The sequence below is a fragment of the Candidatus Andeanibacterium sp. genome (genome assembly GCF_057143545.1).
On record NZ_DBNHSF010000133.1, the window covers coordinates 1 to 7,985 of the forward strand.

Genomic DNA, 7,985 nt, shown 5'->3' on the forward strand with positions numbered 1-7,985 from the left:
GCTTCCGCGACGGCCTGCCCGCCGACACCGGCGAGGGCCTGGTGCTGGGCGGCGGGTTCGAGACACTGCTTTCGGACTCGCTCGGCCTCAGGCTCGATTACAAGCATATCGACCTGGGCGGGATCGATTTGACCGACAATACGGTCGACTATTCGTCCCACGAAATCACCGCCGGGGCGATCCTGAGCTTCTGACCCCGGACGATCCAAACCAGGGCCCCGCCAATGCGCGGGGTCCTGGCAGGTTCGCTAGGCGGCGAGCTTCCGCAGCACATACTGCAGGATGCCGCCGTTCAAATAATATTCCATCTCGTTGGCGGTATCGATCCGGCAGCGGGCATTGAAATGGAACCGGGTGCCGTCGGCGCGGGTGACTTTCACCTCGACCTTCTGGCCCGGTTCGAGGCTGGCCAGCCCTTCGATGGTGAAGCTGCAATCGCCGGTCAGTTCGAGTGTGCGGCGGGTGGTTCCGTCCTCGAACTGCAGCGGGAGGACGCCCATGCCGACCAGGTTCGAGCGGTGGATCCGCTCGAAACTTTCGACGATCACCGCGCGCACGCCGAGGAGGTTGGTGCCCTTGGCCGCCCAGTCGCGCGAGGAGCCGGTGCCGTATTCCTTGCCGGCGATGACCACCAGCGGGGTGCCGTCTTGCTTGTGCTTCATCGCCGCGTCGTAGATCGGCATCCGCTCGCCGTGATAGGTGGTGATGCCGCCCTCGACACCTTCGACCATCTCGTTCCGGATGCGGATATTGGCGAAGGTGCCGCGCATCATCACTTCGTGGTTGCCGCGGCGCGAGCCGTAGGAATTGAAATCGGCCTTCGCGACCTGGTTCGACAGGAGATACTGCCCGGCCGGGCTGTCTTCCTTGATCGAACCGGCGGGCGAGATGTGATCGGTCGTCACGCTGTCGCCGAGGATCGCCAGCGGCCTGGCCTCGACGATATCGTCGATCGGGGCCGGGGTCATCTCCATCCCGTCGAAATAGGGCGGATTGGCGATATAGGTCGAGCCGGGCCGCCACGGATAGGTGTTGCTGGCTTCGACTGTGATCGCCCGCCAGTGCTCGTCGCCCTTGTAGACGTCGGCATAGCGGCTTTCGAACATCGCCCGGTCGATGTTGCCCATGCGGATTGCAGAGATCTCCTCGTTGCTCGGCCAGAGATCCTTGAGGAACACGTCGTTGCCGTCGCGGTCCTGCCCGATCGGGGTGCTGATGAAATCCTCGACCACCGTGCCCTTGAGCGCATAGGCGACCACCAGCGGTGGCGAAGCGAGGAAATTGGCCCGCACGTCGGGGCTTACCCGGCCTTCGAAATTGCGGTTTCCGGAAAGCACCGAGGCGGCCACGATGTCGTTGCCGTTGATCGCCTTGGAGAGCGGCGGGGCGAGCGGGCCGGAATTGCCGATGCAGGTGGTGCAGCCATAACCGACGAGGTCGAAGCCGATCGCGTCGAGGTGATCCTGCAGGCCGGCTTTCTTGAGATAGTCGGTAACCACCTGCGAACCGGGCGCGAGGCTGGTCTTGACCCAGGGTTTGGGCTTCATCCCGCGCTCGTTCGCCTTCTTGGCGACGAGGCCGGCGGCGATCAGGACGTCTGGATTGGACGTGTTGGTGCAGCTGGTGATGGCCGCAATCACGACATCGCCGTCGCCGATATCGTAGTCCTTGCCTTCGACCGGGACCCGGGCGGGAGCATCCTTGCCGTAAACCGACTTCAAGTCGCCATTGAACAGCTCGTCGACATGGCCGAGTTCGACCTTGTCCTGCGGGCGCTTGGGCCCGGCGAGCGAAGGCACCACGCTGCCCATGTCTAGCTCAAGTGTCTTGGTAAAGACCGGGACATTGTCGGGCTCGAACCACATGCCCTGCGCCCTGGAATAGGCTTCGACCAGCGCGATATCGTCTTCGCTGCGGCCGGTCAGGCGGAGATAGTCGAGCGTCTTCCCGTCGACCCCGAAAAAGCCGCAGGTCGCGCCATATTCGGGCGCCATATTGGCGATAGTCGCGCGGTCCGCGAGGCTGAGCGAGGAAACGCCGGGGCCGAAAAACTCGACGAAGCTGCCCACAACCCCGACCTGGCGGAGCATCTGTACGCAGGTCAGCACGAGGTCGGTCGCGGTGACGCCTTCGGCCAGCCTGCCGGTGAGGTTGAAGCCCACCACTTCGGGAAGCAGCATCGAGATCGGCTGGCCCAGCATCGCCGCCTCGGCCTCGATCCCGCCGACGCCCCAGCCGAGCACGCCGAGCCCGTTGATCATGGTGGTGTGGCTGTCGGTCCCGACGCAGGTATCGGGATAGGCGACCAGCGCCCCGTCCTGGTCCATGCTCGACCACACGCACTTGCCGATATGCTCGAGATTGACCTGGTGGCAGATCCCGGTTCCGGGCGGCACAGCCTTGAAATTGTCGAGGCTCTTGGCGCCCCATTTGAGGAAGTCGTAGCGCTCGGCATTGCGCGCATATTCGAGTTCCATGTTGCGCTCGAATGCCTTGGGATGGCCAAATTCGTCGACCATCACCGAATGGTCGATCACCAGATGGACCGGAACCAGCGGATTGATCTTCGAAGTGTCGCCGCCGAGCCTGGCGATCGCGTCGCGCATCGCGGCAAGGTCGACCACGCAGGGCACGCCGGTAAAATCCTGCATCAGCACGCGGGCAGGGCGGTACTGGATTTCGCTGCCGGTAACCGGGTTCTGCTGCCAGTCGGCTATCGCCCGGATGTCCTTGGTCGAAACGGTGAAGCCGCCATCTTCGAAGCGCAGCAGGTTTTCGAGCAGGACTTTCATCGAGAAGGGCAGCCTTGCAATGTCGCCGATCGTTCCGGCGGCCTTGTCGAGCGAGTAATAGGCGTATTGCTTGCCGCCTAATTCGAGTGTGCTGCGAGTTCCAAGCGTGTCCTTGCCGACCTGGGTCATAGGATTGAGCGGTCCTTTTCCTTGAGTGGGCCCCCGTTTGCGCTGCGATTGCGAAGAAGCCGGATATGCCCGCGCAACTGCGCGTTTTGGCGGGTGAGGTCAAGGGGGCAGGACTGGCGCCGATTGCCGTTGATCGGGGTACGCCGGAGATGGCAAAAGGCCGCATGAGCCTTGCCGGTCCACCCAATCGCGGAAACGATCCGCTCAACATCTGGATGATGGCCGTGGCGCTGGTCGCCGCCGCCTTTTTCGGGGCGGCCCTGGGTTTCGTGATCGATTTTTCGATCGGCGAAGAGGAGCAAAAGGCCGCTCCAACGCAGCAGGATTAAAGCGCTGTCTGCTCGATATGCTTGCGCGGCGCGGCGATCCAGCAGCCGACGATGATCAGGCCGGCGCCCAGCAGGGTTGGCAGGGTCAGGGCTTCGCCAAAGGCCAGCCAGCCGATCAGGATCGCCCACAGAAAGGCCGTGTATTCGAGCGGGACCAGCGCCTGCGTTTCCGCCCTGGCATAGGCCCAGCTCATGACGATCACGGCGCCGAGGGCGAGGACGGCGCTGGCCGCGATGCTGATCCAGCCGGCGCTGTCCGGAAGCACCAGCAGCCACGGACTTGCCAGCCCCAGGACCAGGGTCGCGATCGCGGTCTGGAACACGGCCACCTCGCGCGGCCGCGCCAGCAGGGCCTGCTGGCGCTGCAGGATGAGGTTCCAGGCATAGAGCACGGCGGACAGCAGCACCGCGGCAACACCCCAGGCGGCTTCGGGATGTGAAACCTCCGCCCCGGTCCGGCCAAACGCGATGACAAGGACGCCGAGCAAGCCCAGCACCGCGGCGGCCCGGGCCTGCCTCCCGATCCGTTCCTTGAGCAGGGCGGCTGCCAGCATCAAGGCAACGAGGGGCGCAATGAAGGAGATCGCGATCGCTTCCGCGATCGGCAGCCTCACCAGTCCGTAAAAGAAAGTGAGCGCCGTGAACGAGCCGACGATGCCACGCTTCACATGCACGATAAGGGTAGGCTTGGAGGGCCAGCGAGCACCATTCTGGAGCCACAGGGGCAGGGCCAGCAAGAAGCCGAGCAGCGAGCGCAGGAAAGTCGCACTATAGGCTCCGACCGCGATCGAGGCATATTTCATCGTCGCGTCCATCAGGGAGAACAGCGCGATCGCCAACAGGGTGGCGAGGAACGGAATACGGATCGATTCCTGCGGCATTGCCGGCGCATAATCCCGTGCAGGGGGAAGGTCACGCCGAATAGATGGTTCAGCCTGCAGACAGCGCTTTTGCTTGATGCTGGGCTGCTGCAGGGGCAAAATAGCAGAATTGGCGAGGTGAATTGAGAATGTTCGCAAGGCTGCGCACCCAAACCCTGATCGGGATGCTGGCGGTCTGCCTGCCTGCGGCGCTGCCTGCCCAGCCGGTCGATGTCGATCAGGTCCAGGTCGAAGGCACGGGTGCCCGGTTCGATGAAGCGTTTGGCGATCTCAAGGCTGAAACCATCGCGCAGCCGGTTGTCCAGCCGCTTCCCGGCCAGGTCGACGAAAACGGCCAGCCGTTGCCGGAAGTCCAGCAATGGAACGTGATCGATGCGCGGGCGCTTTACCTGACGCTTGCCGGGATTGGTGCCGAAGGCCTCGATCCCGCCGATTACCAGATCGACCAGCTGCTACAGGCGATCGAGGGGGGCCCGGGGGACGAGCTTAACGAGATCGCCAGCCGCGCGTTCCGCTGGCTGGTGGAGGACCTGCGCGACGGCCGCACGCCGATGGATTCGCGCAAGCAATGGTTCGTGGTCGATCCTGACCGCGATCGCTTTCCGACCGCCAGGCTGATGGCCGACGCACTCGAAAACCACGATGTCGCGGGTGTGGTCGCATTGCTGGAACCCTCTCATCCCGATTATGCGGCCTTGCGGGAAGCCCTTGCCGGGACGCCTCCCGAGGACAAGGAACGCATCGCGCTGATCCGCGCGAATATGGATCGCTGGCGCTGGCTGTCGCGCGATCTCGGCCAGCAATATCTCATCACCAACGTCCCCGAATTCCAGCTCCGGCTGACGGTGAAGGACCAGATCATCCGGACCTACCGGACGATCGTCGGCAAACCCGGCAAGTCCGCCACTCCCCAGCTCGCGGAGATCGTCGAGGGCGTGATCTTCAACCCGACCTGGACCGTGCCCCAGTCGATCGTGAAGGGCGAGGGCCTGGGGGCGAGAGTGCTGAACAATCCCGCCTGGGCCAGAGCGCAGGGCTACACCGCGACGAGGGGCGAGAACGGCTATGTCAGCGTGGTCCAGCAGCCCGGGCCGGCCAATTCGCTTGGGCTGATGAAGCTCGACATGCCCAATCCGCATGCGATCTTCCTGCACGACACGCCTTCGCGCCAATTGTTCCAGCGCGACGAGCGGGCCTTGAGCCATGGCTGTATCCGCACCGAACGCGCGCTCGAACTGGGGCTGACGATGGCGATCCTGGGAGGCACCGACAAGGACGAGGCGGTCGCGATCTCGACATCCGGCAAATATACCAGGGTGCCGCTCGAAAAGACTTTCCCGGTCTATATCACCTATTTCACCATGGGCCGGGACATCGAAGGCAAGCTCAAGACCTTCGAAGACATTTACGATCGCGATGCGCCGGTGCTGGCGAGCCTGTCCGCACCGCGGATGGCCAACCGCGCACGGGAAACCAGCGAGGAAATAGTCGAGATCGTCGACGATTTACAGGATTCGTAAATCCCCGCGCCGGCGGGGACCCGGTGCCGGTCCTGCCTGCGGGACCTCCCTTCGCGCGGGTCGGCGTTCCTAGCCCAGCTCCAGCCTGTCCGCGAAGAGCAGGCGGCCACCCGAAAGGTGCCACAGCGCTTCCCTGAAGTCCTCCGGTCCCATCACGAAACAGCCATTCGAACGGCCCAGGCGGCCCCATCTTTCGACATGGGCGGGGGTGGCGTATTCGGCGGCATGCATCACGATCGCGCGTTCGAACGTGTTCGAATTGTCCTCGTCGAGGCTCCCCAAGCGGATCGAAGTGCCGTATCTTCCCTCATACCATTCCCAGGTGATGTAGGCGCCGCGGCTGGTCGCGTTAGATCCGATCTCGTTCGAGAAATCCTGGAGGTAACCGGTATGTTCGGGATCGGAACCGGTGCCATGAGCGACAAGGAAGCTGCGCACCGTCCCGTTTTCGAGATTGGCGAAATGGAAGCGATTTGAAGCCGAATGCGCGCTGAAATCGGCGATCCCGGCGATATCCCTGCGCCAGATTACATCGCCCGCCCGGGCGATCTCGCGCCGGGCGATTTCGAGAATCGCGCGATCGCGAGGGGATGCCGAAGCCACCTGGGCAAAGGCGCGCACGGGAAGCGCGCTTGCCGCCAAGGCGACAAGCCCCGATGTCAGGATTGTCCTGCGGCTCGTCTGCATCGTGCGAGATTATATACCAGCAAGACCCTCGCTGAAAAGTGAACGCGAAATTTCCAGCCTAGTAGCCGCCGCTCAACACCATCCGGTCGTCGGAAATCTCGACATTTTCGATCTGCGAGAGGAATGACTGGCCGAGCAGCGAAATCTGCAGGCCTTGCGGGACGATCACCGCTTCCACATTCCGCGAGCGGAAGCCGCCCAATTCCATTTCCTTGATGGTTGTGCGCACCCCTTGAACCGGGCCGTTCGCACCATGGCCGATCATCTGCAGGTCTGCATCTTCCCAATGCAGGCCGGCATCGATGGCGTCCTCCGCGGTCAGCGCGACGACGCTGGCCCCGGTGTCGACCAGGAACAGGACCGGCAGCCCGTCGACATGGGCCTCGGCATAGAAATGGCCGTCGCTGACGCGTTCGAGCACGGTTTCGCCGCCATACCAGGCGAGGTTCGCTGCGTTGCCGCTCTTGCCTCCGCCAGCCTGGGCTTCGGTGGATTCTGTATGCGCATCGCCAGCTTGCCTGTCGCCCGGCACGAACAGGCCGAACACGCCCGCTGCCGCAACCATCCAGAAGAGATGTGCCGGTTTCATGGCCAGAGCCTACGAAATTCGCCTTAAGCCGGGGTAAAGCCCCCAAAGCGCGGAGGTTCAGGCACCCGACCTCGCAGTTCTGCGCAATCCCTCGCCATCAAGGCGCATGATCCGCCAATCGTCCATCATGCGCGCGCCGAGCGATTCGTAAAACGCGATCGCGGGCTCGTTCCAGTCGAGCACGGCCCATTCGAAGCGGGCACAGTCCCGTTGCACCGCAATGGCAGCGACTGCCAAGATCAACCCCTTGCCGAGCCCCTTGCCGCGCGCCGCGGGCCGGACGAAGAGGTCTTCGAGATAGAGCCCGGGCTTGCCCTCGAAGGTCGAGAAATTCTGGAAGTGCAGCGCGAAGCCCTGCGGTTCGCCATCAAGCTCGCCGATCAGCACTTCGGCGGCCGGCCGGTCGCCGAACAGGTTGCGACCGAGTTCCGCCTCATCGAAGCGGACCTGGTCGGCAAGCCTCTCATATTCGGCGAGTTCTCGGATCAGGGAAGCAATGAGCGGGAGGTCGGAGGGACGTGCGGCGCGGATATTGATTGCCATTATTGCGCCTCGGCATCGGGTCCTTCGCCCGGTTCGGCGCGATCGCGCCTTCGCTTCCGCCTGAGCGCCAGCCCGCCGATCACAAGCCCGCCAATCGCGAACGCGCCTATTGCCGCTGCTCCCAGCGCGATTGCGCCATAGCCGATTGCTCCGGCCGAGGCCGCTCCGACCGCGGCCGTCGGAAGGTGGACGCCATGTGCGGCTCCGCGCTTCATTTCCTTGGCGGGGACGTCCTTGTCGGTCATTCGGCGTCCCCGGTCGCCGGATCGGGAACCTCTGAAAAGAGCATTGGCCTCACTCCGCAGCCTCGACGATGGCTTCGTTCGCCGCCTCGATCGCGGCGGCTTTGGCCTCGACCAGTTCGACGATATGGTCGAGCATGTCGGCATCCCGCACGTGGTGGTCAGTCACGCCCGAGAGATAGACCATGTGCTTGCCCGCGCCGCCGCCGGTGATGCCGATATCGGTTTCGCGCGCCTCGCCCGGGCCATTGACCACGCAGCCCAGCACCGAAA

At 63.8% G+C, this 7,985-nt stretch carries 9 protein-coding genes and 1 pseudogene; 3 read left to right on the forward strand and 7 right to left on the reverse strand.

Going from position 1 to position 7,985, the window contains the following annotated elements:
- Positions 1-194 (forward strand): outer membrane protein (locus AC16XC_RS08030; protein ID WP_484034129.1); only part of this gene is annotated, 194 nt, incomplete at its 5' end.
- A 54-nt stretch (positions 195-248) separates the two neighbouring features.
- Here AC16XC_RS08030 and acnA read toward each other — a convergent pair.
- Entirely contained in the window at positions 249-2,921 is a 2,673-nt protein-coding gene (gene acnA, locus AC16XC_RS08035; protein ID WP_484034130.1) for an aconitate hydratase AcnA, read from the reverse strand.
- Between the two features lie 149 nt (positions 2,922-3,070).
- On the opposite strand from acnA, the gene AC16XC_RS08040 reads away from it, so the two are divergent.
- A complete protein-coding gene (locus AC16XC_RS08040) occupies positions 3,071-3,250 on the forward strand; it encodes a hypothetical protein (protein ID WP_484034131.1) in 180 nt (59 codons plus the stop codon).
- Here the strand turns inward: AC16XC_RS08040 and AC16XC_RS08045 are convergent.
- On the reverse strand, positions 3,247-4,131 hold the full coding sequence (locus tag AC16XC_RS08045) for a DMT family transporter (protein ID WP_484034132.1): 885 nt from the start codon (positions 4,129-4,131) through the stop codon (positions 3,247-3,249). The two genes, AC16XC_RS08040 and AC16XC_RS08045, sit on opposite strands and share 4 nt — an antisense overlap.
- Before the next feature lie 128 nt (positions 4,132-4,259).
- On the opposite strand from AC16XC_RS08045, the gene AC16XC_RS08050 reads away from it, so the two are divergent.
- The gene (locus AC16XC_RS08050; RefSeq protein ID WP_484034133.1) at positions 4,260-5,651 is read left to right on the forward strand and encodes a L,D-transpeptidase family protein; all 1,392 of its coding nucleotides are present in this window, start codon (positions 4,260-4,262) and stop codon (positions 5,649-5,651) included.
- A gap of 69 nt (positions 5,652-5,720) precedes the next feature.
- Here AC16XC_RS08050 and AC16XC_RS08055 read toward each other — a convergent pair whose 3' ends face one another.
- The 5 genes and pseudogenes from AC16XC_RS08055 to AC16XC_RS08075 form a co-directional block, all read right to left on the reverse strand.
- The gene (locus AC16XC_RS08055; RefSeq protein WP_484034134.1) at positions 5,721-6,338 is read right to left on the reverse strand and encodes a murein L,D-transpeptidase catalytic domain-containing protein; all 618 of its coding nucleotides are present in this window, start codon (positions 6,336-6,338) and stop codon (positions 5,721-5,723) included.
- 58 nt (positions 6,339-6,396) lie between these two features.
- Positions 6,397-6,927: a retropepsin-like aspartic protease family protein gene (locus AC16XC_RS08060; protein ID WP_484034135.1), complete on the reverse strand. Its 531-nt coding sequence runs from the start codon at positions 6,925-6,927 to the stop codon at positions 6,397-6,399.
- Between the two features lie 57 nt (positions 6,928-6,984).
- Positions 6,985-7,470 (reverse strand): N-acetyltransferase family protein, encoded by a 486-nt coding sequence (locus tag AC16XC_RS08065; protein ID WP_484034136.1) that lies wholly within the window; start codon positions 7,468-7,470, stop codon positions 6,985-6,987.
- Positions 7,470-7,715: a hypothetical protein gene (locus AC16XC_RS08070; RefSeq protein ID WP_484034137.1), complete on the reverse strand. Its 246-nt coding sequence runs from the start codon at positions 7,713-7,715 to the stop codon at positions 7,470-7,472. The genes AC16XC_RS08065 and AC16XC_RS08070 overlap by 1 nt, the downstream gene beginning before the upstream one ends.
- 49 nt (positions 7,716-7,764) lie before the next feature.
- Positions 7,765-7,985: pseudogene (locus tag AC16XC_RS08075) on the reverse strand (flavodoxin-dependent (E)-4-hydroxy-3-methylbut-2-enyl-diphosphate synthase); the annotation flags it as partial.